General features: G+C 71.9%; 21 protein-coding genes. 8 read left to right on the top strand and 13 right to left on the bottom strand.

Annotated elements, in window-relative coordinates; translation table 11 throughout:
* Nucleotides 1-568 (bottom strand): TerD family protein (locus GXP76_RS20785; RefSeq protein ID WP_242573071.1); only part of this gene is annotated, 568 nt, incomplete at its 3' end.
* A gap of 64 nt (nt 569-632) precedes the next feature.
* Nucleotides 633-1,457, bottom strand: a complete 825-nt coding sequence (locus tag GXP76_RS20780; RefSeq protein WP_242573070.1) for an NAD(P)-dependent oxidoreductase — start codon at nt 1,455-1,457, stop codon at nt 633-635.
* Between the two features lie 251 nt (nt 1,458-1,708).
* Here GXP76_RS20780 and GXP76_RS20775 point away from each other — a divergent pair, with 251 nt between their 5' ends.
* Together GXP76_RS20775 and GXP76_RS20770 are read left to right on the top strand one after the other, a co-directional pair.
* The gene (locus GXP76_RS20775; RefSeq protein ID WP_242573069.1) at nt 1,709-2,698 is read left to right on the top strand and encodes a 5-dehydro-4-deoxyglucarate dehydratase; all 990 of its coding nucleotides are present in this window, start codon (nt 1,709-1,711) and stop codon (nt 2,696-2,698) included.
* Entirely contained in the window at nt 2,695-3,879 is a 1,185-nt protein-coding gene (locus GXP76_RS20770; RefSeq protein WP_242573068.1) for a hypothetical protein, read from the top strand. The genes GXP76_RS20775 and GXP76_RS20770 overlap by 4 nt, the downstream gene beginning before the upstream one ends.
* Here GXP76_RS20770 and GXP76_RS20765 read toward each other — a convergent pair.
* The 6 genes from GXP76_RS20765 to GXP76_RS20740 all read right to left on the bottom strand — a co-directional run bounded on the left by GXP76_RS20765 (nt 3,865) and on the right by GXP76_RS20740 (nt 10,688).
* Nucleotides 3,865-5,094 carry an MFS transporter gene (locus tag GXP76_RS20765; protein ID WP_242573067.1) on the bottom strand — a complete coding sequence of 410 codons (1,230 nt, stop codon included), beginning with the start codon at nt 5,092-5,094 and terminating at the stop codon, nt 3,865-3,867. The genes GXP76_RS20770 and GXP76_RS20765 overlap by 15 nt on opposite strands.
* Before the next feature lie 80 nt (nt 5,095-5,174).
* On the bottom strand, nt 5,175-6,626 hold the full coding sequence (locus GXP76_RS20760) for a penicillin-binding protein 2 (protein WP_242573066.1): 1,452 nt from the start codon (nt 6,624-6,626) through the stop codon (nt 5,175-5,177).
* A 116-nt stretch (nt 6,627-6,742) separates the two neighbouring features.
* A complete protein-coding gene (locus GXP76_RS20755) occupies nt 6,743-7,411 on the bottom strand; it encodes a response regulator transcription factor (RefSeq protein WP_308354181.1) in 669 nt (222 codons plus the stop codon).
* A gap of 5 nt (nt 7,412-7,416) precedes the next feature.
* Complete coding sequence (locus tag GXP76_RS20750) at nt 7,417-8,733, bottom strand: sensor histidine kinase (RefSeq protein ID WP_242573065.1); 1,317 nt, start codon at nt 8,731-8,733, stop codon at nt 7,417-7,419.
* The gene (locus GXP76_RS20745) at nt 8,730-9,767 is read right to left on the bottom strand and encodes a hypothetical protein (RefSeq protein ID WP_242573064.1); all 1,038 of its coding nucleotides are present in this window, start codon (nt 9,765-9,767) and stop codon (nt 8,730-8,732) included. Before GXP76_RS20745 ends, GXP76_RS20750 begins: the two co-directional genes overlap by 4 nt.
* A gap of 150 nt (nt 9,768-9,917) precedes the next feature.
* Nucleotides 9,918-10,688, bottom strand: a complete 771-nt coding sequence (locus tag GXP76_RS20740; protein ID WP_078077950.1) for an IclR family transcriptional regulator — start codon at nt 10,686-10,688, stop codon at nt 9,918-9,920.
* Nucleotides 10,689-10,837: 149 nt separating this feature from the next.
* Here GXP76_RS20740 and GXP76_RS20735 point away from each other — a divergent pair, with 149 nt between their 5' ends.
* The 4 genes from GXP76_RS20735 (at nt 10,838) to GXP76_RS20720 (ending at nt 16,625) form a co-directional block, all read left to right on the top strand.
* Nucleotides 10,838-12,382 carry an aldehyde dehydrogenase (NADP(+)) gene (locus tag GXP76_RS20735; protein ID WP_242573063.1) on the top strand — a complete coding sequence of 515 codons (1,545 nt, stop codon included), beginning with the start codon at nt 10,838-10,840 and terminating at the stop codon, nt 12,380-12,382.
* Between the two features lie 236 nt (nt 12,383-12,618).
* Entirely contained in the window at nt 12,619-14,631 is a 2,013-nt protein-coding gene (locus GXP76_RS20730) for a translation factor GTPase family protein (RefSeq protein ID WP_242573062.1), read from the top strand.
* A 134-nt stretch (nt 14,632-14,765) separates the two neighbouring features.
* Entirely contained in the window at nt 14,766-15,497 is a 732-nt protein-coding gene (locus GXP76_RS20725; RefSeq protein ID WP_242573061.1) for a DsbA family oxidoreductase, read from the top strand.
* A 69-nt stretch (nt 15,498-15,566) separates the two neighbouring features.
* The gene (locus GXP76_RS20720) at nt 15,567-16,625 is read left to right on the top strand and encodes an aminotransferase class V-fold PLP-dependent enzyme (protein ID WP_242573060.1); all 1,059 of its coding nucleotides are present in this window, start codon (nt 15,567-15,569) and stop codon (nt 16,623-16,625) included.
* 88 nt (nt 16,626-16,713) lie between these two features.
* On the opposite strand, the gene thpD is transcribed toward GXP76_RS20720, so the two are convergent.
* From thpD to GXP76_RS20695, 5 genes are all read right to left on the bottom strand, one after another.
* Nucleotides 16,714-17,610, bottom strand: a complete 897-nt coding sequence (gene thpD / locus GXP76_RS20715) for an ectoine hydroxylase (RefSeq protein WP_242573059.1) — start codon at nt 17,608-17,610, stop codon at nt 16,714-16,716.
* A gap of 6 nt (nt 17,611-17,616) precedes the next feature.
* Nucleotides 17,617-18,015: an ectoine synthase gene (locus GXP76_RS20710; RefSeq protein WP_242573058.1), complete on the bottom strand. Its 399-nt coding sequence runs from the start codon at nt 18,013-18,015 to the stop codon at nt 17,617-17,619.
* A 166-nt stretch (nt 18,016-18,181) separates the two neighbouring features.
* Nucleotides 18,182-19,450, bottom strand: a complete 1,269-nt coding sequence (ectB, locus tag GXP76_RS20705) for a diaminobutyrate--2-oxoglutarate transaminase (RefSeq protein WP_242573057.1) — start codon at nt 19,448-19,450, stop codon at nt 18,182-18,184.
* 63 nt (nt 19,451-19,513) lie between these two features.
* A complete protein-coding gene (gene ectA / locus GXP76_RS20700; RefSeq protein ID WP_242573056.1) occupies nt 19,514-20,101 on the bottom strand; it encodes a diaminobutyrate acetyltransferase in 588 nt (195 codons plus the stop codon).
* A gap of 324 nt (nt 20,102-20,425) precedes the next feature.
* Nucleotides 20,426-21,538, bottom strand: coding sequence for an aminotransferase class V-fold PLP-dependent enzyme (locus GXP76_RS20695; RefSeq protein WP_242573055.1), 1,113 nt, complete (start codon nt 21,536-21,538; stop codon nt 20,426-20,428).
* A gap of 127 nt (nt 21,539-21,665) precedes the next feature.
* Between GXP76_RS20695 and GXP76_RS20690 the strand changes: the two genes are divergently transcribed.
* Together GXP76_RS20690 and GXP76_RS20685 are read left to right on the top strand one after the other, a co-directional pair.
* The gene (locus tag GXP76_RS20690; protein ID WP_242573054.1) at nt 21,666-22,757 is read left to right on the top strand and encodes an amidohydrolase family protein; all 1,092 of its coding nucleotides are present in this window, start codon (nt 21,666-21,668) and stop codon (nt 22,755-22,757) included.
* 313 nt (nt 22,758-23,070) lie between these two features.
* Nucleotides 23,071-24,003 (top strand): SCO1860 family LAETG-anchored protein, encoded by a 933-nt coding sequence (locus tag GXP76_RS20685; protein WP_374361847.1) that lies wholly within the window; start codon nt 23,071-23,073, stop codon nt 24,001-24,003.
* Nucleotides 24,004-24,091 lie beyond the last annotated feature (88 nt).

The following is a 24,091-nucleotide window of genomic DNA, read 5'->3' as shown; positions in this document are numbered from 1 at the left end:
GCGGCACCGGCGCCATCGGTGCCACGGGCGGCTGCGGTGCCTGCGGGGCGGCGGCCGGCGCCGCGGGCTCCTCGACGGAGACACCGAAGTCGGTGGCGATGCCCGACAGCCCGTTCGCGTACCCCTGGCCGACCGCTCGGACCTTCCAGGCGCCGTTGCGCAGATAGACCTCCACGACCACCAGGGCGGTCTCCGAACCCAGATTCGGCGGGGTGAAGGTGGCGAGCGCGGAGCCGTCGTCGGCGTTGCGGACTGTCGCGGTGGGTTCGATGCCCTGGAAGCTCTGTCCCGCCGCGTCCGGGCTGGCCGTGACGACGATCTTCTCGATACCGGCGGGAACGGCGGAGGTGTCCACCACGATCGCGTCCGGAGCCGTACCGCCGCCGGACCGGTAGGTCACTCCGGGGCCGGCCGGCTGGTTGTAGAAGATGAAGTCGTCGTCGGAGCGCACCTTGCCGTCGGCGGTGAGCAGCAGGCCCGATACGTCGAGCCGCACCGGTGCGGCGACGTCCACCGCCACGCGGGCGGCGGAGAGAGGGATGTTCGAGCCGGGGGTCATAGCTGTCATGCCAGGCGTAACGAACGACCCCTCTTTGCCGTTCCCTTACTTTCGCCGCCCTCGCCCGGACGGGTCAGTACGGCCACTGGGGCGGGTCCGTGCAGAAGTGGCCGCCCAGACGGGCGTGGTCGGGATTCTCCGGGTCCAGTTCGCCCTGTTCGGCGACGAGTTTGTCGGCGTACTGCTCGGAGTCGTCCCGGGGCTCGTACCCGAGCGCCCGCGCCGTGGAAAGGTCCCACCACAGGCGGGTGTTGGCGGACGACCCGTAGACGACGGTGTGCCCGACGTCCTCGGCCGTGAGCGCGGCGTGGAAGAGCCGCGCGCCGTCGCCGGGGCTCATCCAGACCGACAGCATTCGTACGGAGGTCGGCTCCATGAAGCAGGACCCGATCCGTACGGAGACGGTTTCGAGCCCGTGCCGGTCCCAGTAGAGCTGCGCCAGGTCCTCGCCGAAGCACTTCGACAGGCCGTAGAAGGTGTCGGGGCGGCGCGGGGTCCCGATCGGGATCAGCGCCTGCGAGTCGAGCGGGTAGGTGCCGCGCGGCCGTGGCGTGAAGCCGACGGCGTGGTTGCTGGACGCGAAGACCATCCGCGCGATGCCCTCCTCGCGCGCCGCCTCGTAGAGGTTGTACGTCCCCTCGATGTTGGCCCGCAGGATCTTGTCGAACGACGCTTCCAAGGAGATGCCGGCGAGATGGATGACTGCGTCGGCGCCCTGGACGGCTTCGCGCAGGGCGTGCTTGTCGCCCAGATCGGCCGTGATCGCGTCCGGCTCGCCTTCTATGGGAGTGGCGTCGAAGAGCCGGAGTTCGTACCCGTAGGCGGGCAGCAGGCCCCGCATCAGGGTGCCGAGGCCGCCTGCTGCGCCGGTGAGCAGAACGGTTCGCGGTTGGGGCATGGGCCAAATCTCCTCGGACGTATTCAGCCGGACTCAAATCCATGGATTGCATTCATATCCATGGACACGCTAAGGAGCCTCTCGGTCACCGTCAAGTGTCGCGCGGGGGCGGGAAATCCGCTCCTGAGTTGCGGTTTTCCGTCTTGACCGGCGCCGCGCGGCTGGCCTAGCGTGGCGCTGTTCAGAAACGTGGACGCAAATCAGAATTGTGCACGAGAATGAGTGCTTGCCGCACGGCCCAGGGAGCGCCAGTGACCTCAGCCCCGCTCGCCGCCCGCCTCAACCGAGTCGCCGGACCGCTGTTCTTCCCCGTCACCGCGTACGGTCCGGACGGCGCCCTCGACCTCGACGCGTTCCGCGCACACATCAGAAGCGGCGTCGACGCGGGAGCCGCCGCCGTCTTCGCGTGCTGCGGCACCGGCGAGTTCCACGCGCTGACTCCGGAGGAGTTCGGTGACTGCGTGAGGGCCGCCGTCGAGGAGACCGCCGGCGCGGTCCCCGTCGTGGCCGCCGCCGGTTACGGTACGGCAATTGCCGTCCGGTACGCGGAGATCGCCGAGGCCGCGGGCGCCGACGGACTGCTCGCGATGCCGCCCTACCTGGTGGTCGCCGACCAGGAAGGCCTGCTGCGCCACTACACCGCGCTGGCCGCCGCGACCGGCCTGGAGACCGTCGTCTACCAGCGCGACAACGCGATCTTCACCCCCGAGACCGTCGTCGCGCTCGTCCGGACCGACGGCGTCATCGGCCTCAAGGATGGCCACGGCGACCTGGACCTGATGCAGCGTGTCCTCAGCGCCGTACGTACCGAGGAGCCCGGCCGGGACTTCCTGTACTTCAACGGCCTGCCCACCGCCGAACTCACCGGCCTCGCCTACCGGGGCATCGGCATCACCCTCTACTCCTCCGCCGCGTTCGCCTTCGCGCCCGAGATCGCCCTCGCCTTCCACCGCGCCCTCACCTCCGGCGACGACACAACCGTGAACAGGCTCATCGACGGCTTCTACCGGCCGCTGGTCGAACTGCGCTCCAAAGGACGCGGCTACGCCGTCTCGCTCGTCAAGGCGGGTGTCAGACTGCGCGGTCACGACGTGGGCGAGGTGCGCACACCACTGAGCGAACCGTCGCCCGCGCACATCAAGGAACTCACCGAGATCATCGAACGCGGCTACGCGCTGATCGGCGACGGCGACGTGGACGGCGGCAACGGCAGCGACGGGGAGCGGGGCGAGCGCGCGTGAAGACCTCCGCCTTCCTCTACCCCTGGGACGTCCTGGGCGACCCCGACGCGCCCGCCCGCACCGTGGACCTCGGCGTCCGGCAGGTGACCCTCGCCTCCGCCTACCACTCCGTCCGCGCCCTCACCCCGCGCCACCCCCGCCACCGCGTCGTCACCGCCGAACACGCCGCCGTGCTCCACCCGCTGGACGAGGAGCGCTGGGCGGACGCGGAACTGCGCCCGTACGCCGCCGGTGACTGGGCTCCCGGCGACGCCTACGGGGAGGCCGCCGCCGCGCTCGCCGACGCCGGACTCGACGTGCACACCTGGGTCGTCCTCGCCCACAACTCCCGTCTGGGCGCGGAGAACCCCGGCGCCTGTGTGGTGAACGCCTACGGCGACCGCTACCCGTGGGCCCCCTGCGTCGCCCGCCCCGCCGTCCGTACCTATGTCGCGTCGCTGGCGGCGGAGTCCGCCGTACGGCCCGGCGCGGGCGGCACCGAGCTGGAATCCCTCGGCTGGTACGGGCTCGCGCATCTGCACGCCCACGACAAGATCGCCGGCGTCCCGCTCGACGAGGCCGCGCAGTACCTGATGTCGCTCTGCTTCTGCTCCGTCTGCCGCGCCGGATACCGGTCGCTCGGCCTGGACGCCGACGAACTGAACACCGCCGTCAGACGCGCCCTGGAACCCGTCTGGAGCGGCGCCAGGGACACCGGCGGCCCCGCGGGGTGGCCGGCCGTCGAGAAGCTGCTCGGGACGGAACTCGCGGCCGCCACCCTCGACTGGCGCCTGCTGACGGCCCGCACGCTCCAGGAGGACACGGTCGCCGCCGTCCGCGCGGCGGCCGACCCCGGCTTCCAGGTGCTGCTCCACGCCGACCCCCACCCCCACCGCACCGGGGCCAACGCCGGGGTCGACCCGGCGCACATCCTGGGCGTCGCCGACGGGGTCGTCCTGCCGTGCACCGGCGGCGCGGCGGAGGCGATGCTCACACCGTTCGCCGCCCACCGCCGCGAAGCCACCGTCCTCGCCGCGAACTTCACCGTCGTCACGGGCATGGGCGGCAGCCCGGACACCCTTGCCGACGACGCGGCGCACGCGCGCTCCCTGGGAGCGACCGAACTGCGGCTGTACCACGCGGGCCTGGCCTCGGACGCGGATCTGGCCGCCGTCACGGCCGGGCTCTCAGGCCTCGGCTGAGGCCCGTCGCGGCAGACCTCCGTAGAAGGTGAGGCCGGCCGCCGTCAGCAGCCCGGTCACCGCGGTGACCGGCAGCAGCACCGTGATGTCGACGAACGCGACGAGCCCGGCGCCGAGCGCGAGGGCCACCGCGTTCGGCACGTAGATCAGGGTGTTGGCGGTGGCCGCCGCCCGTCCCAGCACGGCGTCCGGCGCTTCGCGCTGCACCGCCGTCAGGGCCACGATCAGCACGCACGGCAGCCCGATCCCGACCGCCACCGTGCTCGCCAGCACCACCGCGTCGTACGGCAGCGCCCGCAGCCCCACGGCGGCGGCGAAGAGCGCGATGCCCCCGGCCGCGAACACCCGCTCCGGGACCCTGCGCATCAGCGGGCCCGCCAGCAGCCCGACGGCGACCGAGCCGGCTCCCTGGAGCGCGTAGAGCAGACCTACGTACGAAGGAGCGTGCCCGAGGCCCTTGTCGACCACCGCGTAGACGGCGGCGCCGTTGAGCCCCGCGAGCAGCATCGTGACCGAACCCGCCAGCACGAGCGGACGCAGGACCGGCGAGTCCCGCAGCACCCGGGCGCCCTCCGCCGTACGGGAGAGCCAACCGCCCGTGCGCTCCGGCACGGGCCTGTCCTCCCGGACCCGCATCAGCGCGAAGAGGCCGGCGGCCAGCACGAACGTGAAGGCGTCCAGCAGAGCGACCGTGCCGCCGCCGTACGCCGCGTACAGCCCGGCGCCCGCGAGCGGCGCGAGGAGCTTCATGCCCTCGTTGGCCGTCATCCGCAGCCCGTTGAAGTCACCCAGCAGCCGCTTGTCCATCGCCGTGGCGACCAGGGCCGCCTCGGCGGCGTCCTGCACGACACCGCTGACGCCGTACACGAACAGCACGGCGAACAGGATCCAGACCCGGTCGGCCGAGTCGACCAGGAGAAGCAGCGGCAGCAGCGCGGCCATCACGAGATTGCAGAACACCAGCAGCGGTCTGCGCCGCCACCGGTCCGCGACCGCCCCCAGCAGCGGCCCCACCAGCGTCGGCGCCCACATCGCGAAGATCGTCAGGGCCGCCAGACTGTCCGACCCCGTGAGCGACTTGACCCAGATCCCGCCGACCAGCCACATGGCGGAGGTGCCGAATCCCGACACGACCACGCCGGACAGATACAGCCCGGCGTTACGGTCCCGGAAGACCGTGCCCAGCGCCCCGTTCTTCCCCGCCCCTGTCCCCATCGGCACATCCTGGCACGGGTGTCGCGGCGGGTCACCGGGTCCGTTCTCCACCGCCGGAATCGGTCGGCCGCCCGAGCCGGTCAGCGCAGCGCCGCCTCCATCATCCGTTTCGCGATCGGGGCCGCCAGACCGTTGCCGCTGACATCCGAGCGTGCCGCGTCCGAGTCCTGGACCAGCACCGCCACCGCCACCTCCTTGCCGGTGGACGAGTCCTTCGCGTACGAGGTGAACCACGCGTACGGCGTCCGGCTGTTGTTCACGCCGTGCTGGGCCGTGCCCGTCTTGCCGCCCACCTCGGCGCCGTCGACGCGGGCGTTCGAACCCGTGCCCTCCTCGACCACCGTCACCATCGCGCTGCGCAACTGCTCGGCCGTGGACGACGAGACGATCCGGCGCGACGACTCGTCCTCGTAAGAGGTGAGCGTGTCACCGTTCGCGTCCACGACCCTGGACACCATGTGCGGCGATTCGAGGACCCCGTCGTTCGCGAGCGCCGACGAGACCATGGCCATCTGGAGCGGCGTGGCGGTGACGTCGAACTGGCCGATCCCCGTCAGCGCCGTCTGCGCGTCGTCCATCCCGGAGGGATAGACACTCTCGGCGGCCCGCACCGGCACGTCCTGCTCGCTGTCGTTGAACCCGAACTCCGACGCCGTCGCGCGCACCTTCTCCTCACCGAGGTCGGCGGCCATCTTGGCGAAGACGTTGTTGCACGAGTACTTCAGCGCCGTGCGGATCGTCGCGTCCTCGCAGGGCGCCGACGTGTTCTCGTTCGGCAGGACGGTGCTCGTGCCGGGCAGAGTGAACGGCTCCGGGCTCCGGGTCCGGGTGTCGACCGACGCGTACAGTCCGTCCTCCAGCGCCGCCGCGGCCACCACCAGCTTGAAGGTGGAACCGGGGGGCAGGGGCTGCCGCAGCGCGCGGTTGGCCATCGGCCGGTCCGGGTCGGAGGTCAGCCGGTTCCAGGCGTCGCCGTCCGTCGTCCCGCTGATCGCCGAGGGGTCGTAGGAGGGCGTGCTGACCATCCCGAGAATCCGGCCGGTCGCCGGGTCGATCGCGACGGCGGCGCCCTTCTTGTCACCGAGCGCCTCGAAACCGGCCTTCTGCACGGCCGGGTCGATCGTCGTCAGGACACTGCCCGGCGCGGCGTGCTCACCGGTCAGCGCGTCCAGCGGGTTCTTCAGCCGGGGGTCCGTGCCGTCGAGGACATCCCGGTAGATGCCTTCGAGCTGCGTGGAGCGGTACGCCTGCGAGCTGTAGCCGGTGACCGCCGCGTACAGCTCACCGTCCGTATACGTCCGCTTGTACTTCAGGTCGTCACTGACCGATGTCCTGGCGGAGCCCGTGACGGGCGAGCCGGCCACGACGATGTCACCCAGCGGGTGGGCGTACTGGTCGATCAGCGTGCGTCGGTTGCGTTCGTTGTCCGCGAGGGCCTTGCCCTGGTACGCCTGCACCCAGGTGACCCGCACCAGCAGAGCGAGCACCATGAGCAGACAGACGACCGCGGTGCGCCTGATTGTCTTGTTCATCCCACAGAGGGACGAACGGGACCGGACGGCGCGTTCCGCCGCGCGCCCCTTCTCAGAAACTCTTCATACCGGGCGGGAACTCTTCATACCGGGCCGGCCTTCTTGGGAGGCGGCTGTCACCCGGGGCTGATGAACCCCGATTCGTACGCCGCGATCACCGCCTGCGTACGGTCCCTGGCCCCGGTCTTCGCGAGCACCGCCGCCACGTGCGACTTCACCGTCGCCGGACCGACGCCGAGCCGTCCGGCGATCTCCGCGTTCGTCAGGCCGGTCGCCATCAGCCGCAGCACGTCCGCCTCGCGGTCGGTGAGCCGGCTCGCCCAGCGCGGCGCCTCGGGACGCCTGCGGGAGTACTCGGCCGCGAGGCCCCGCAGCGCGGCCGGGTAGAGCAGCGAATCGCTCCGCGCCACCAGCCGGACCGCCCGGACGAGGTCCTCGGCCGCCGCCCGCTTGAGCAGGAACCCGGAGGCGCCGACGCGCAGCGCCTCGTACACGTAGCTGTCGTTCTCGAAGGTCGTCACGACGACGACGCGCGGCAGCGGCACCGGGGCGGACGCCGGTGCCGGTGCCGGTGCGCCGAGGATCTGCTCGGTGGCGCGGATGCCGTCGATCTCCGGCATCCGCACGTCCATCAGCACGACGTCGGGCCGCACCGCGCGCACCACGGACACCGCCTCCGCGCCCGTCGAAGCCTCGCCGACGACCGTCAGGTCCGGCTCCGCCTCCAGGATGACGCGCAGCGCCGTACGGACCATCCGCTCGTCGTCGGCGAGCACCACCCTGATCTCGTTCACGGCCGATCCCTCCGGACGTGCGCGCCGGCGGCCGGCGGGAGGGCGACGGACAGCCGCCACAGCGGCCCGTCCTGACCCGCCGACGCGTGCCCGCCGAGCAGCGTGGCCCGCTCCGCGACGCCGCGCAGCCCGCGCCCGCCGCCGGGGCGGACGACCGGCGCGGTGGTGGGCAGCGGATTCTCCATAGTTATCCCCAACTTCTCTGTGCTCAGGGCGACATGGAGGGTGACGGGCGCGTCCCCGCCGTGCCGCAGGGCGTTGCTCAGCCCCTCCTGAACGATGCGGTACGCCTCGCGCGACACCTGCTCGGGCACCGTCGCGATGTCCCCCTCGACGGTCAGCGCGACCCGTACGCCGCTGTGCGCCAGCAGCGTGTCCAGCGCGTCGAGGGTCGGCCCGCAGGGCGGTCCGTCCCGGTGCTCGTGCCCGTGTTCGTCGGTCTGGCGCAACAGGCCCAGCACGGAGTCCAGTTCACCCACCGTCCGCCGGGTCGTCTCCTCGATCGCGGTCAGCGCCTCCCGCACGAACTCCCTGTCCCCGGGGTCGTCGCTGTCCAGGATCCGCCGCGCCGCGCCCGCCTGGAGGGTCACCGCGCTCAGCGCGTGACCGACCGAGTCGTGCAACTCGCGGGCCAGCCTGTTGCGTACGGCGAGATCCGCCGCCCGGCGTTCGGCGGCGGCAAGGCGGTCCGACGGCGTGGGGCCGAGCAGGACGGGCGCCACCCGGGCCAGCAGCGCGCCCGCCGCCGCCGCGCACGCGGCCAGCGCCACGAGCGACAGGATCCCGCCGAGCGGTGCGAGGGCGACGGCCAGGTCGTGCCGGAAGACGCGCGGCATCCCGAGCCGGTTCTCCCGCAGCGCCGGCGACAGCGGCAGCACCATCAGCGCCACCGCGAACGGCGGCAGCGCCAGCGACATCCCGCTGATGATCCCGCCGACGCCCACGTGCAGCGTGAACCAGCCGACCGTCCGTACCCTGGCCGCCCGCGAGCGGGCGGGACCGTCGGCCAGTGAACCGTCCGGGAGACCGCACATGGCCCGCGCGGCGGCCACCGACAGCGGCCGTGCGACCGGGAACAGCGCGCTCGTCGCGGCGATCGGCAGCGCGGCGGCGAACGCGCCGAACTGGAGCGCGAGGGAGCCGGAGAACATGGTGTCCGTGCCGATGAGCGGGCCCACGATCACGGTGCCGAGCAGCCAGTACGGCATCAACAGGGCGCCGCCGAGGATCAGATGGGTCCAGCGCAGCCGCGCCCGCCCGCCGGCGAGCGGACGCAGGAGGGACGCGGCCGGCCGCCGGAGCGCGGCTGTCATGCGGCGCGGCGCCTCAGTACGGAGACGAGACTGCTGAGCAACAGGAACCCGGCGACCATCGACACAGCGTAGGTCAGCACCATCGCGGAGGTGTGCGGCCGCGTCCCGTCGTCCGGCATGAGCGACGCCAGCAGCAGCCAGCCGCCCCAGCAGCCGAGTACCCCGGACCCGACCCAGGCGCCGGCTGTGGCGGCCTTCAGGGGCAGCCGGCCGCCCCGGCGGAACGCCAGCATCAGCGTGGCCGCCACGGCGAGGACCGCGAAGCCGGCGCTGACGCCTTCGAGGACGTAGAAGTCCCTCGTACGGTCGGCGAGCCGGTCCGCGCTGAGGCCGGTGGCCGATCCGGACGCCCACAGAAGATGCGCCGCACCGGGGAGGACGGCGAGGAGCGAACCGGCCACCGCCGTCGCCCGCGCCGTCCCCGCGCGCCCGGCGGACGCGTCGCCCGGACCGGGATTCCCGGCGGCCCCGGCCGTCTCGGCCGCCCCGCCGAGCGGGCCCTGCCACAGATGCCCCCACCGCCTGTGGGCGTACCGCGCGAAGAGCGTGCCCAGGGCGAGGCCCTGGACGATGAACCCGGTGTAGACGACCCCGAAGACCCACTCGTGGAGGAACGGCTCGTCGGCCGCGGGCGGCCGGGTGCCGGAGCCCGTGAGGGCGGTGACCGCGAGCTGGAGCGGGTAGCCGGTCATGATCGGCGCGAGCAGCCCCGTGGCGACCCACATCGGCAGGGCGAGCAGCCAGGCGGGAACCCGTCGCCCCCACGGCTGTGTGAGCAGCAGCGCGAGGACCACCACGGCGCCGTCGAGGACGACGGACAGGCCGTTTGCGACGGCCATCGCGATCCGGTTGTCCAGCAGCGCGCTGCCGTCCGGGACGCCGACCCGGCTGCCGGCGATCCAGAGGATCTTGAGAGTGATGTAGGGGAGGCACGAGACGATCGCGACGGCGCGCAGCGCCCGTACGCCACGGCCGGGCGGCGGCACCGGTGCCGGGGTCCGTACCCGCGTGGAAGCGGTGGGTGTCAGCGTCATGCCACCCACGCTCCCGGCCCGCGGCCTCCCGCACCTCCTGCGCCATGACGATCCCGCTCCGCCGCGCGGGGGAGAGGTCCCCGGTCGCGGGGATGCCCACGGCCGACGGATTATGAGTCCGCCGCTCCGGCGTTACCTCGCGCCGGGACGTCAGAGCCTGCGCGTGGCCAGTGTCAGCCGGTCCCGGGCGTCGAACAGCGCGTCCTTGATCATCTGTTCGTGTGCGGGGGTGAGCCGCGCCACCGGCACCGAGCAGCTGATCGCGTCGCGCGCCGGGGTCCGGTACGGGATCGCGATGCCGAAGCAGCGCAGCCCGAGGGTGTTCTCCTCACGGTCCACGGCGTACCCCTGCTCGCGGATCGTGTTCAGTTCCTCGATGAGCTGCTCGCGGTCGGTGATCGTGTGCTCGGTCAGCGGGGCCATCGTCTCCGGCAGCATCTTGCGCACCTGCTCGTCGCTGTGCGTCGCGAGCAGCGCCTTGCCGAGCGAGGTGGAGTGCGCGGGCAGCCGGCGGCCGACACGGGTGAAGGGGCGCAGATAGTGCTGCGACTGGCGGGTGGCGAGATAGACGACGTTCGTGCCGTCGAGCCGCGCCAGGTGGATCGTCTCCGTCGTGTCGTCGGAGAGCCGGTCCAGGGTGGGCCGGGCGGCGGCCACCACCTCGTCACCGTCGATGTACGACGTGCCGACCAGCAGCGCCCGTACGCCGATGCCGTACCGCGTGCCCGTCGCGTCGGTCTCCACCCAGCCCAGCTCGACCAGGGTCCGCAGCAGCATGTAGAGGCTGGACTTCGGGTAGCCGACGGCCTCCTGCACCGCGGCGAGCGAATGCATGCCAGGGCGCCCGGCGAAGTACTCCAGCAATTCCACCGTACGCACAGCGGACTTGACCTGTGCTCCACCCGTTTCCGCAGCCGACATTGTCCCTCGCCCCAATCTTGACCACTCTTGACCACACAGAACGCACCGAAATAGAGTCCCCTTGGATTCATCATCAGGAACTTTGTTCAGAATACCGAACAGCGCCTCGGTGATGACAGCGGACGGCACAGGTAGTGGAAGGAAGCCCGGTGGCAGCAGCACCAGTCTGGAGCGTCGACCCCCGAACCGGGAAGCCGCGTGAACAGGTCGCGGTCGAGGCCACGGCCGAGGAGGTCGACCGCGAGGTACGTCGCGCGTACGCCGCCCGGCCCGCGCTCGCCGACCGTACCGCGCGTGCGGCGCTTCTGCGTACGGCGGCGGACATCCTCGATGAGTCGGGCGCGTACGTGATCGAGGCGGCGGACGCCGAGACCGCCCTCGGGCCGGTCCGGCTCACCGGCGAACTCGCCCGTACGACAGCCCAGTTGAGGGCCTTCGCCGAGGTCGTGGACGAGGGCTCCTTCCTCGACGTACGCATCGACCACGCCGACGCCGACCGTACGCCGCCCTGGCCGGACCTGCGGCGCTTCAAGGTGCCGCTCGGCGTCGTCGCCGTCTACTCGGCGAGCAACTTCCCCTTCGCCTTCTCCGTCCCCGGCGGTGACACCGCCAGCGCGCTCGCCGCCGGCTGCCCCGTCGTCGTCAAGGTGCACCCCGACCACCCCGCCACCTCCGAGATCTGCGCCTCCGCGCTGCGCAGGGCGGCGGAGCGGGTCGGGCTGCCCGAGGACGTCGTGGTCCTGGTCCACGGGTTCGAGGCCGGTGTGGAGCTGGTCAAGCACCCGCTGGTCGCCGGCGCCGGATTCACCGGCTCGGTACGGGGCGGACGCGCCCTCTTCGACGCGGCGGCCGCCCGGCCGACGCCGATCCCCTTCCACGGCGAACTGGGCTCGCTCAACCCCGTCGTGATCACCGAGGCCGCGGCGGCGGAACGTCCCGAGGGACTCGGCGCCGGACTGGCCGGCTCCATGACCCTCGGCGAGGGCCAGTTCTGCACCAAGCCCGGCTTCGTGCTCGTCCCGGCCGGCGACGCGGGCGACAGCCTGCTCAAGGCGCTGACGACCGCCGTCAGCGAGACCGAGCCCGGTGTGATGCTCGACCACCGGATGCGCGACGCCTTCGTGGCGGGCGTACGGGAACGGGCCGAACTGCCCGGCGTGGAAGCCCCGATCACCCCCGGCCCCGGCGGCGACCACACCGTCAGCGCGGGATATCTGACCGTCCCCGCGCAGCGGCTCGCCGCCGAGGGACCGCACGACCTCCTGCTGGAGGAGTGCTTCGGCCCCGTGACGGTCGTCGCCCGCTACGACTCCGACGCGGAGATCGGCGCCGTCCTGGCCCGTCTCCCCGGCAACCTCACCGCCACGCTCCATCTCGCCGACGGCGAGGCCGAGGACGCCGGCTCCGGCGCGGCGCGGCTGCTCGCCGACCTGACGCCGCTCGCGGGCCGCGTCCTCGTCAACGGCTGGCCCACCGGCGTCGCCGTCGCGCCCGCGCAGCAGCACGGCGGCCCGTACCCGGCGTCCACCTCCACGTCGACATCCGTCGGCGCCACCGCGATCGAGCGCTGGCTGCGCCCGGTCACCTACCAGTCCACGCCCGCCGCGCTGCTCCCGCCGGAGCTGCGTGACGACAACCCGGCGGGTCTGCCGCGCCGGGTCGACGGCCGCCCGGAGCAGCCGGCCGCTTCCTGACCCGAACCGGCGCACCGCACAGCACCGAAACCGACCCCGCCCCGTCCGGTAAATCATTTGCCGGGCGGGGCGGGGTTTGCTGTACTCCCCGACGTCGACCGCGCCACCCGCCGGCCGGCCCGCCGGTCCGCCAGTCCGCCGAACACCCGGAACACCCACAGGAGCCGTCATGCGCCGAGCGTCAGAGTCCGTCCAGAAGAAGGGAATCTCCTACGACTCAAGGGACCTGACGTTTAGTGACCACGCTCAACCTGGGCATTCTGGCCCACGTCGACGCCGGTAAGACCAGCCTGACCGAGCGGCTGCTGCACGCCGCCGGAGTCATCGACGAGATCGGCCGCGTCGACGACGGCAACACCCAGACCGACTCCCTGGCGCTCGAACGTCAACGCGGCATCACCATCAAGTCCGCCGTGGTGTCCTTCGCCGTCGACGACGTCACCGTCAATCTCATCGACACACCAGGACACCCGGACTTCATCGCCGAGGTGGAGCGGGTGCTGAGCGTCCTCGACGGCGCCGTGCTCGTCGTCTCCGCCGTCGAGGGGGTCCAGGCGCAGACACGTGTCCTGATGCGCACCCTGCGCCGGCTGCGCATCCCCACGCTCGTCTTCGTCAACAAGATCGACCGGGTCGGCGCCCGCCACGACGGGCTGCTGCGCGACCTGGCCGAGAAGCTGACCCCCGCGACCGTCCCGATGGGATCCGTACGCCGACTCGGCACCCGCGGCGCCGGATTCATTCCGTACGGCCCGGCCGACCCGGCCTTCTCCGCGACCGGCCCACTGGCCGAGCGGCTGGCCGAGCACGACGACGCCCTCCTGGCCGCCTACGTCGACGAACCGGCCCGTCTCTCGTACGACCGGCTCCGCCGGGAACTTGCCGCGCAGACCGGCCGGTCGCTCACCCATCCGGTCTTCTTCGGCTCGGCGATGTCCGGCGCGGGTGTGGACACGCTCATCGCCGGCATCAGGGAGCTGCTGCCCTCGACCGCGGGCGACGAGGAGGGCCCGGTCTCGGGCACCGTCTTCAAGGTCGAGCGCGGCGCGGCCGGCGAGAAGATCGCGTACGTCCGGATGTTCTCCGGCGCCCTGCGCGTGCGCGACCGGCTGCCGACCGGTGACGGCACCGAGGGCAAGGTCACCGCGATCACCGTCTTCGACGACGGTTCCTCCGTGCCCTGCCCGTCCGTCGGCGCCGGCCGGATCGGCAAGCTCTGGGGGCTCGGCGGCATCCGGATCGGCGATGTGATCGGCGACCCGGCCGCCGCCGGCGCGGCCTCCCGCCACCACTTCTCGCCCCCGACACTGGCCACGGTCGTCGTCCCCCGCGAGGGATCAGACAAGGGCGCCCTGCACGCCGCGCTCACCCAGCTCGCCGAGCAGGACCCGCTGATCAATCTGCGCCAGGACGAGGTCCGGCAGGAGATCTCCGTGTCGCTCTACGGCGAGGTGCAGAAGGAGGTCATCCAGGCGACACTCGCCGACGAGTACGGCGTGGACGTCACGTTCCGCGAGACCACGACCATCTGTGTCGAACGGCTCGCGGGCACGGGGGACGCCGCCGAGGTGATGGGCAAGGAGCCCAACCCGTTCCTCGCGACCGTCGGACTGCGGGTCGAACCGGCCCCGCCGGGCAGCGGTGTCGGCTTCCGGCTGGAGGTCGAACTCGGCTCCATGCCCTACGCGTTCATGAAGGCCATCGAGGACACCGTCCGGGCCACCCTGCGTGAGGGACTGTACGGATGGGCGGTCCCCGACTGCGCCGTCGTCCTGACCCGCACCGGCTACGCGCCCCGGCAGAGCCACGCCCACGGCACCTTCGACAAGAGCATGTCGAGCACCGGCGGTGACTTCCGCCTGTTGACGCCGCTGGTGCTGATGGAAGCGCTGAAACGCGCGGGCACCGTCGTGTGCGAACCGATGAACCACTTCCGCCTCGACGTACCGGCCGGCACCTTCGGCGCCGTCCTGCCCGCGCTGGCCCGGCTGCGCGCCGTACCGCACACCCAGTCGGTGCACGGGGCGTCGTACGTGGTGGAGGGCGAGATCCCGGCGGCCGAGGTGCACGCGCTCGGACAGCTCCTGCCGACGCTCACCAGCGGCGAGGGTGTCCTGGAGTCGGCGTTCGACCACCACCGCCCGGTCCAGGGCGCGCCCCCGACCCGCTCCCGTACCGACCACGACCCGCTCAACCGCAAGGAGTACCTGCTCGGCGTGGTGCGCCGGGTCTCGACCGGGGCACGGTGAACGGTGCGCGGTGACATCCGGTCCGGTACGGGCCGCCCCCGCCGCCCCGGCGGGGGAATGGCACGCGTCTCCCGCCGGTTGCGGTAGTTGCGGAGGGAGGCTCCGCACGACCTGGCCTGGAGAGAAGCAGACACATGCGTGTGGAGATCTGGAGCGACATCGCCTGCCCGTGGTGCTACATCGGCAAGGCCCGGTTCGAGAAGGGGCTCGAATCCTTCGCGCACCGGGCCGATGTCGAGGTGGTGCACCGTTCCTTCGAGCTCGATCCCGGGCACGCCAAGGGGGAAGTCGCTCCGGTGGTCGACATGCTCGCCGCCAAGTTCGGCCGGTCGCGGCAGGAAGCCCTCGCCATGGAGGAGCAGGTCGCCTCGCACGCGCGCTCCGAAGGGCTCGGTTACCGCGTCGGCGACCGGGACCACGGCAGCACCTTCGACATCCACCGGCTGCTGCATCTGGCCAAGGCGCGCGGCCGGCAGGACGAGCTGCTGAGCCTCGTCTACCGGGCCAACTTCGCCGAGGAGCGCTCGGTCTACGACACCGGGACGCTGGTCGACCTGGCGGTCGAGGCAGGGTTGGACGAGGCCGAGTCGCGGGTGGTCCTCGCGGACCCCGACGCGTACGCCGACGAGGTGCGGGCCGACGAGCGGGAGGCGGCGGAACTCGGCGCGACCGGGGTGCCCTTCTTCGTACTCGACCGCCGCTACGGCGTCTCGGGCGGACAGCCGGCCGAGGTCTTCACCCAGGCGCTGGAGCAGGCGTGGCAGGGCCGGGCGATCACGCCCCTGGCGGGCGTCGCGGAGGACGGGGCGGGCGCCTGCGACACCGACGGCGCCTGCGAGGTTCCGCAGGCCGGCGGCCATTCATAAGGATCGCTTGGGTGTACCCGTGAAACATGCGTGATTGACCAGGAGGGACCTGGGTCCCAGGGTGAGGGCATGGACACTTTGGGTGGCGCCGAATTCGCGCCGGAGACGACGTATCTGAACACCGCGACCTGCGGCCTGCTGCCGCGCCGGGCCGTCGAAGCGGTGCGGGCGCTGGCCCTGAGCAGCGCGACCGGGCAGCCGGACGGGGCGGGCGACTTCGCCGTGGTCGAGGCCGCCCGCGCCTCGTTCGCCCGGCTCGTCCGGGTCCCCGCCGACCGGGTGTCCGTCGGTACGGCCGTCGCCGTCCATGTCGGACTGATCGCCGCCTCCCTGCCACCGGGCAGCGAAGTGCTCCTGCCCGAGGGGGAGTTCAGCTCCGTCGTCACCCCCTTCACGGTGCGCGGTGATCTCAAGCCGCGGTACGTGCCGCTGGAGTCGCTGGCCGCCGAGGTGCGGCCCGGGACCGCGCTGGTGGCGTTCTCCGCGGTGCAGTCGAGCGACGGCCGTACGGCCGATCTCGCCGGAGTACGGGCCGCGGCGGCGGCGCACGGCGCCCGTACGCTGCTCGACGCCACGCAGGCGGCGGGCTGGCTGCCGGTCGACGCGGGGGAGTACGACTACACGGTCACCGGCGGCTACAAGTTCCTCGTCTCCCCGCGCGGGACCTCGTTCCTCACCGTCGGCGAGGAGGCGCAGGAGTCTCTGGTGCCGATCCTCGCGGGCTGGGTCGCGGGCGAGGACATGTGGGCGAGTACGTACGGCCCGGTCGGGGAACTGGCCGTCTCCGCCAGGCGGTTCGACCAGCCGGTGCCCTTCCTCGCCTACCACGGCGCGGAGCGGTCCCTCTCGCTCCTGTCGGAGATCGGCGTCGGGACGATCCACGCCCACAGCACCGCGCTCGCCGCGCGCTTCCGGGCGGGGCTGCGCGAGATCGGGCACGAGCCCGCAGGGACGGGGCACGCGGACGGGTCGGCGATCGTCGCCGTCGCGGGGCTCGGCGACCGGCAGGAGGCGCTCGCGCGGGCGGGGGTCTCCGTGGCGGTCCGCGCGGGCAATCTGCGCGCCGCCTTCCACCTGTACAACTCCACGGCCGACGTGGACCGCGCGCTGGAGGTACTCGCGGGCTGACGCGGCGGCCCGCGAGTACGGGAGCGGGGCCGCGCACGAGAGCGGGGCCGGTCCTCGGGACCGGCCCCGCCTTCTCGCGTACGCGTCCTCAGCGGACCGGGGTGAAGTCCCTGGAGCCGATGAACGAGGGCCGCGGGGAGGGCGCCGCGAACGGCTCGACCGCCGTGTTCTCCACGCTGTTGAACACGATGAAGACGTTGCTGCGCGGGAACGGGGTGATGTTGTCGCCCGAGCCGTGCATGCAGTTGCAGTCGAACCAGGTCGCCGCGCCGGCCTTGCCCGTGAAGAGCTTGATGCCGTGCTGCTCGGCGAAGCCGGTGAGCGCCTCGTCCGACGGCGTCCCGGCGTCCTGCATCTTCAGCGACTGCTTGTAGTTGTCCTTCGGCGTCTCGCCCGCGCAGCCCAGGAAGGTCTTGTGCGACCCGGGCATGATCATCAGGCCGCCGTTGGTGTCGTAGTTCTCGGTCAGCGCGATCGACACGGAGATCGTCCGCATGTTCGGCAGACCGTCCTCGGCGTGCCAGGTCTCGAAGTCCGAGTGCCAGTAGAAGCCCGAGGCGCCGAAGCCCGGCTTCACGTTGATACGGGACTGGTGGACGTACACGTCCGAGCCGAGGATCTGCCGGGCCCGCCCCACCACACGCTCGTCACGCACCAGACCGGCGAAGACCTCGCTGATCTTGTGGATCTCGAACACCGAGCGCACGTCCTGGGACTTGGGCTCGATGATCGAGCGCTCGTCGGCCCGGATCGCCGGGTCGGTGATCAGCCGGTCGAGTTCGGCGCGGTAGAGCGCTACCTCGTCGGGACCGATCAGCTGGTCGACGGTGAGGAACCCGTCCCGCTCCAGGCCCTGGAGATCGGCCGCGGAGACCGGGCCCGGGGTGCCGGGCGGTGACCAGACGACGGGGTCCTGACGCGGGGTGGTCACCTCACCCACGCCACGAGTCGGGTACAGGTCGGTGCGTGCAGGGGCGGTGGTCATCGTGGTTCAGCCCTCCTCGGTCAGCAGCGGGTAGACGCCGTTCTCGTCATGGTCCTCCCGCCCGGTCACAGGCGGGTTGAAGACGCATACACAGCGGAAGTCGGTCTTCGGCCGGAGCGTGTGCTTCTCGTGGCCGTCGAGCAGATACATCGTGCCGGGCGCGATCCAGTGGGTCTCGCCGGTGTCGTCGTTGGTGAGTTCGGCCTCGCCCTCCACGCACAGCACGGCCTCGATGTGGTTCGCGTACCACATCGACGTCTCGGTGCCCGCGTAGAGGACGGTCTCGTGCAGCGAGAAGCCGACCTTCTCCTGGGCGAGCACGATGCGCTTGCTCTCCCAGGTGCCCGACGCGGATTTCACATGGCGGTCGGTGTTCTCGATGTCCTTGAACGATCGGACGATCACGGTGAATAGGACCCTTCTGTGGTGCGGTGTCTTCTACGGGTTCCCCCCGGGGCCCGGCTCAGACCGGGCCCCGGGGGTCACCTTCGGATCAGACGGTCGGACGGTGAAGCGGTCGGGCGGTGAAGCGGTCGGGCGGTGAAGCGGTCGGGCGGTCGGACGGAGGCGGTCAGGCCGTCTCGCGTACGGCGCGGGCCAGGGTGCGCAGGCCCTCGTCCAGCTCGGCGGGCGTGACGGTCAGCGCGGGCAGCAGCTTCACGACCTCGCTCTCCGGGCCGGAGGTCTCCAGCAGGAGACCCAGTTCGAACGCCCGGCGGCAGATCGCGCCGGCGCGCGGCTTGTCCTGGAACTCCATACCCCAGACCAGACCGCGGCCACGGAAACTCACACTGTCGGGCTCGCACTCGTCGACGATGGCCAGCAGCGCGCGCTCGACCTGCTCACCGCGCGCCAGCGTCTGCTTCTCCATCTGGCCGTCGGCCCAGTAGGTGTTCAGCGCGGCGGCGGCCGTCACGAAGGCCGGGTTGTTGCCGCGGAACGTGCCGTTGTGCTCGCCGGGCTCCCAGATGTCCAGCTCCGGCTTGAAGAGCGTCAGCGCCATCGGCAGGCCGTAGCCGCTGATGGACTTCGACAGCGTGACGATGTCGGGGGTGATACCGGACTCCTCGAAGGAGAAGAACCCGCCGGTGCGCCCGCAGCCCATCTGGATGTCGTCGACGATCAGCAGCATGTCCTGGCGCTCGCACAGCTCGGACAGCGCCCGCAGCCACTCGGGGCGCGCGACGTTGATGCCGCCCTCGCCCTGCACCGTCTCGACGATCACGGCGGCGGGCTTGTTCAGCCCCGAGCCCTGGTCGCCGAGCAGCCGCTCGAACCAGAGGAAATCCGGGACCTGGCCGTCGAAGTAGTTGTCGAACGGCATCGGGGTGCCGTGGACCAGCGGGATGCCGGCTCCGGCCCGCTTGAACGCGTTGCCGGTGACGGCGAGCGAGCCCAGCGACATGCCGTGGAAGGCGTTGGTGAACGAGACGATCGACTCGCGGTTCTTCACCTTGCGGGCCAGCTTGAGGGCCGACTCGACGGCGTTGGTGCCGGTGGGGCCGGGGAACATCACCTTGTACGGCAGGTCACGGGGGCGCAGGACCACGTCCTGGAACGACTCCAGGAAGGCGCGTTTGGCCGTGGTGGCCATGTCCAGGCCGTGGGTGATGCCGTCGCGCTCGATGTAGTCGATCAGCGCGCGCTTCAGTACGGGGTTGTTGTGCCCGTAGTTGAGCGAACCGGCACCGGCGAAGAAGTCGAGGTAGCTGTGGCCGTCCTCGTCGGTGAGACGGCTGCCCTGCGCGCGGTCGAACACGGCGGGCCAGCCGCGGCAGTAGCTGCGCACTTCGGATTCAAGGGTCTCGAACACGCTCAGGACGGGCGGGGTGATGGTCACAGCGGTCTCCTGCCGAAGGGGTGTGGGAGAGAGGCGGAGGGACGGGGCGGGGCGGTCGGGCGCTCAGGTCGTGAGCGGGCCGATCCGGTACAGCACCTCGGGCTGGTGCCCTCCGTCGGGGAAGAGTTCGCCCTCGAAGAGCACTTCGCGCTCCAGGGTCGCGCCATGACGCTCGGAGTAGGCGTGGAACATACGGTCCGACGCGATGTTGTCGGGCGTGACGGTCGTCTCCACAGAGGTGACCCCCTGCTCCTCGGTGACCCGCCGGGTGAGTTCGTCCAGCAGGGTGCCGGCGAGGCCCTTGCCTCGGTGGGCGCGGTCGACGGCCACCTGCCAGACGACCAGGGCCTCGGGGCGCTCGGGCCGGATGTAGCCCGTGACGAAGGCGATGGGCTCCCCGTCCGGGCCGGAGCCGGAGCCCGTGTCGGTGTCGGAGGAGGCGTCGTCGCGGGTGCCGCGGGCCACGACGGATGTCGCGGCGAAGTCACGGCACCACAGCAGATAGCTGTACGAGGAGTTCAGGTCGAGTACCTCGGAGTCGCGGGCGATGCGCCAGATCGCGGCTCCGTCCTCCACTCGTGGGGTGTCGATCCGGAAGGATCGCGTGAATTCGGTTCGGGCACCTGCAAGGTCTGCTTGGGCGGCAGTCATGTCTATTTAATTTACCGAGCTAATTCAGAAACCGCATCGTCAGCAGGGGTTGGGTGGGGATGCGATCTGTGTTATCACGCGGGCGTGTGCGCCAACACGGTCGAGGGGTGATCTGCGCCGGTTTGACCCGGAGCTTTGGGGCAATGCGGGCACGCTTGTGTACTCGGTCACATATGCGTAACGCTCTCGAACCGCTCCGGAATTACGCAGTGACCGTTGTTGAAACCTTGGTGTTTAGGATCAAAAAAAGCGGGCAGACGAATACGGGAAGCTGCGTGGAGCGGAATACATTCCCGTATTCTCGAATTAATGCGCCCGTTGATTTCAGGATGCGTCGGCGGGCCGGCTGTCGGACACTGCCCTCTCGGCCGCCGCGAGATCCACCGCCACGCCCGCCCCGGCGAGTGCGGCCCCCAGGGCCGCGAGCGAGGCCCGCACCGCGCCGAGGGTGGCGTCGGGGCCGTAGTGGTTGACCCGGATCATCTCCTTGGACAGCGCCCCGCCGCCGGCGATCAGCGGCAGCGAGGGATCGGCCGCAAGGGCCTCGGCGACCAGCCCCGCGGCGTCCACCCCGGCCGGGGTCCGCAGCGTGGTGGCCACCGGCGCGGCGTCCCGCACGGAGTACACGAACGGCTCAAGGCCGCCGCCGAGCGCGAGGGCCCCGGCGCGGGTCGCCGCCGCGGCCGACGCGTGCGCCGCCATCCGGGTGACGAGCCCCTCGGACTCGATGCGCTCCAGGCACGCGTCCAGGGCCAGCATCTCCAGCTGGGCGGGGGCGTGCGGCAGGGCCTTGCGGCCGGTGTCGATCCAGCGCTCCTTCCAGTCGAGGAGCGAGAGGTACGAGCGCCTCGGTGCCCCCGGGTTCGCGGCCAGCCGCTCCCAGGCGCGGGCGCTCACCGACACGGCGGAGACCCCGGCCGGGCCGCCCATGGCCTTCTGCGCGCCGATCACGCACAGGTCGACGCCCCAGGCGTCCGGGAGCAGCGGCTCCGCCGCCACGGACGCGACGGCGTCCAGCATGAACAGGGCCCCGTGGGCCCGGACGACCTCGCCGATCTCGGCCACGGGGTTGGTGTTGCCCGTGGCCGCCTCCGCGTGGACCAGCGACACGAAGTCGATCTCCGGGTGCTCCGCCAGCGCCCGCTCGACCTGCTCGGCGCTCGCCGCGGCGTGGAAGGGCACCGCCAGGTCGACGACGGTCGCGCCGCAGTCGCGGAGCCAGTCGCCGAAGGTCCGGCCGTACGGACCGGTGACGACGTTCAGCGCGGTCGAACCGGCGCGCGCGCCGCCCCGGACGCAGCCCTCCAGGGGAAGCAGCGCCTCGCCCTGGGTGATCACCACGTCCTGCTCGGTGTCGAGCAGTGCGGCGACCCGTCGCTCGACGGCCGCGAAGTGGGCGGGGGTGAGGGGGGCGAGGTCCAGCAGCGGGTGGGTCACGGAGGCGCGCTCTCTTCGGGTCGGACGGATGTGTTCGGCAGCGGACGGGGAGCGTCCCGCATGCCGCTCGAACGGTGTTCGGACACTCCCTCGTCGAGGGTACTCAGCGCCTCGTACAGTTCGGCCCATGAGTGATGGCGCGGTGCTGCATGTGAAGGGGCGGGTGCTCGTCGGCCCTGACGACGTCAGGGACGAGCTGTGGGTCGTGGACGGGCGGACGAGCTACGAACGCCCCTTTGGCGCGCGTGACGTCCGTACGGTCCGCGGCTGGGCCGTGCCCGGTCTGGTCGACGCCCACTGCCATGTCGGTCTGGACACCCACGGCCCGGTGGACGAGGCGACGAGCGAGAAGCAGGCCCTCACGGACCGGGACGCCGGCACGCTGCTCCTGAGGGACGCGGGATCGCCGTCGGACACCCGCTGGATCGACGACCGCGACGATCTGCCGAAGATCATCAGGGCCGGCCGGCACATCGCGCGCACCCGCCGCTACATCCGTAACTTCGCCCATGAGATCGAGCCGGGCGACCTCGTCGCCTACGTCGCCCAGGAGGCCCGGCGCGGCGACGGCTGGGTCAAGCTCGTCGGCGACTGGATCGACCGCGAGGCGGGGGACCTGACCGCGTGCTGGCCGCGCGCCGAGGTCGAGGCGGCGATCGCCGAGGCGCACCGGCTCGGTGCCCGGGTGACGGCCCACTGCTTCGCCGACGTCGCCCTGCGCGATCTGGTCGAGGCCGGGATCGACTGCGTCGAGCACGCGACCGGTCTCACCGGCGAGTTGATCCCCCTCTTCGCCGAGCGTGGTGTCGCGATCGTCCCGACGCTGGTCAACATCGCCACCTTCCCGGACCTCGCCGCGGGCGGCGAGAGCAAGTACCCGCGCTGGTCCGCCCATATGCGACGGCTGCACGCACGGCGCTACGACACGGTCCGCGACGCGTACGACGCGGGGATCCCGGTCTTCGTCGGCACCGACGCGGGCGGCTCCCTGGCGCACGGTCTGGTGGCCGGCGAGGTCGCGGAGTTGGTGAAGGCCGGCATTCCGCCGCTGGAGGCCCTGTCGGCGACCGCGTGGGGCGCAAGGGCCTGGCTGGGCCGTCCGGGCCTCCAAGAGGGCGCTCCGGCCGATCTGGTGGTGTTCGACGAGGACCCGAGGGCGGATGTGCGGGTGCTGGCGGAGCCGCGGCGGATCGTGCTGAACGGGCGGGTCGTGGGCTGAGTCCGGGGCTGTCCCCGGGCGCCGCGTTGACGGCGTGGCGCCCGCCGTACGCCGGACGTGCGCCGGACGTGCGCCCGCTGGAACTGGCTCCCGCGCGACTCCACACCCCCCGTGCGGGTGGCCCCGAGGAACGCCCGTACCCGGTGATTCGAACGCCGACACGGAAATCCCACTTTGGAGTGAACTCACCCCAGGTGTCCGCCAGTTCACTCTCGGTGCGTAAGGATTCCGGTGTCTCGGTCGCCACCCGCCGCCCACGTGTCCCCGTGCCGGCCGGTCGGCGACGTCAAATCTCTGTGGGGGTTCCACCATCTTGAACAGCAATGTCTTCCGCATGCCCGCGCGCCGTTGTGCCGCACTGGCCGCCGCCGCGGCCCTGGTGGCGGGGCCCGTCGCGTTCGCCGCCCCGGCGCAGGCCACGGGCGGAACCGGGGCGGGCGGCGGAAAGGGGAAGGCGGGCGCGGTCGTTCTGCGGACCGGCCTCGACGTCTCCCTGCTCAACAAATCGGTCGAGGTGCCGCTGCGGGCGGCGCTCAACGAGGTGCGGGCGCCGGCCGACGCGGACAGCACCGCGCTGACCGTCGAACTCGACGGGGTCGACCAGGGCAGGCCGTTCACCGTGCTGCGCGCCGACGTCGCCACCGCGCGGGCCACCGCCGACGAGCGCAGGGCCGAGGGGTACGCCAACATCGCCCACGCCAAGGTGCATGTGCCGGGCCTGCCGCTGCTGTCGCTCATCGAGGTGCGGCAAGTCACCTCCAGGGCGGTCTGCGAGGCGGGCGGGAAGCCCGTCGCGGAGTCCAACCTGCTCGGCGGCGTCACCGTCCTCGGTAAGAAGGTCACGCTCTCCGCGGGTGGGCCGACCCGGGTCGAGGTGCCGGGCGTCGGTGAGGTGACGCTCGACCTGTCACAGACGCGGACCACGTCCCGTACGGCCGCGGCGACCGCGCTCGAACTGCGGGTCGCGGTGAACCCGCTCAAGCTGAACGTCGCCGATGTCCAGGGCACCGTCACACTCGCCGAGGCGACCTGCGAGGCGCCCGCCGCACCGGTGGAGCGGGAGCGGGAGCGGCCGGAACCGGAGAAGGAGGGTGTCGTCCCGCAGACCGCCGGCGAGCCGGCCGCCGAGAACCTGGCGGAGACGGGCGGCAGTTCTACGACGCCGTATCTGGCAGGCGGCGCGGTGCTGCTGCTGGCCGTGGGCGGCGGCTCGCTGGTGCTGGTGCGGGCGCGCGGCAGGAGCTGAGGCGTCGCGCGTGCCCTGAGGGGTCGGCCGGGCCGCGGGTATGGTCCTCGGGCCCTGGATGGGGGCGGACGGCGCTACTTTGCGGACA

This window comes from Streptomyces sp. NP-1717 (assembly GCF_022695985.1).
Taxonomy (GTDB): domain Bacteria; phylum Actinomycetota; class Actinomycetes; order Streptomycetales; family Streptomycetaceae; genus Streptomyces.
This window is presented reverse-complemented; position numbering and strand designations above follow the sequence as displayed.